This window comes from Mesorhizobium sp. M1E.F.Ca.ET.063.01.1.1 (assembly GCF_003998155.1).
Lineage (GTDB): Bacteria > Pseudomonadota > Alphaproteobacteria > Rhizobiales > Rhizobiaceae > Mesorhizobium.
Window position 1 is genome coordinate 1 of sequence record NZ_RZSC01001167.1, and the last position, 1,233, is coordinate 1,233.

Genomic DNA, 1,233 nt, shown 5'->3' on the forward strand with positions numbered 1-1,233 from the left:
CGAGTCCGCCGGCGACCGCGCGCTTGCCGAATGCGCGCTGGAGCTCAAGCGCCGCGGCAGCACGGTGATCATCGTTTCGCACCGGCCCTCGACCTTGGCAAATGTCGACAAGATCCTGCTTCTGCGGGATGGCGCCGTCGAAGCCTTCGGCATGAAGAACGAGATCGTGGCTCTGCTCAATCAGCGCGCGGCGCCGATCGCGGTGGCGACCCAATGACCGACATCGCAGCGACCTATCGCAGCCTCTCGGGCGCCGACGAAGCAGGCGCCAACGCGGATTCGATCCGCGGGCCGGTCTGGGTCGGTGTGCTCATCATCGTTGCCTTCTTCGGCGTGTTCGGCGGCTGGGCGGCGGTCGCGCCGCTCAACGGCGCGGTGCTTGCCGATGCGGTGGTGAAGGTCGAGGGCAACCGCAAGAGCGTCCAGCATTTCGATGGCGGCACGGTGAAGGAAATCCGGGTCAAGGACGGCGACATCGTCGCGGCAGGCGATGTGCTGGTGGTGCTGGACGACACCCGCGCCCGTTCCGAATTCAACCTCTATTCCCAGCAATATGCGCTGCTGCGCGCCACCGATGCCCGCATCCGCGCCGAGCTCGACGGGCACGAGGCGGTGGCCTTCCCGAAGGACATCACCGCCGAGCACCAGGCCTATCTGCAGGACGCGATGGCCAACCAGATCGCCGACCTCGAAAGCCAGCGCGCGCAGATGGCGGGCGCCAGGCAGATCCTGCAGAAGCGGATCGCCGAGCTCGACGAGCAGATCGATGGCAAGCAGGCGCGCGTGGAATCCTTTCGCGCGCAGCTCAAGTCCACCCTGGACGAGAAGGCCGGCCTCAACAAATTGCTGAAGGCCGGGCTGACGACGAAGCCTCGCATCCTGGAGCTCGATCGCTCTGCCTCCGACCTGCAGGGCCTGATCGACCAGGCGCTCGGCGAGATCGCGGGAAACCGGCAGAGCAAGGCCGAGCTCGAAAGCCAGATTGCGCAGCTCACCAACGAGCGCCGCGCAAAACTCTCTGCCATGCTGATCGAGACGCAGTCGAACCTCGCCGACCTGGTGCCGAAGATGTTCGCCGCGCAGACCACCGTGGACCGCGCCGAGGTGCGCGCGCCCTATGACGGCCAGGTAATGGACCTCACTGTTTTCTCGACTGGCGCGATCGTCGCCCCCGGCCAGACGATCCTCGACATCGTGCCGACCAGGAATTCGCTGATCGTTCAGGCGCAGGTC

General features: G+C 66.1%; 1 protein-coding gene and 1 pseudogene. Both read left to right on the forward strand.

The window, feature by feature from the left end:
* Window positions 1-217 (forward strand): annotated as a pseudogene (locus EOA29_RS36945) (type I secretion system permease/ATPase); the annotation flags it as partial.
* On the forward strand, window positions 214-1,233 hold a 1,020-nt coding region (locus EOA29_RS36950; protein ID WP_127222424.1), incomplete at its 3' end, for an HlyD family type I secretion periplasmic adaptor subunit. The pseudogene EOA29_RS36945 and the gene EOA29_RS36950, both read left to right, overlap by 4 nt.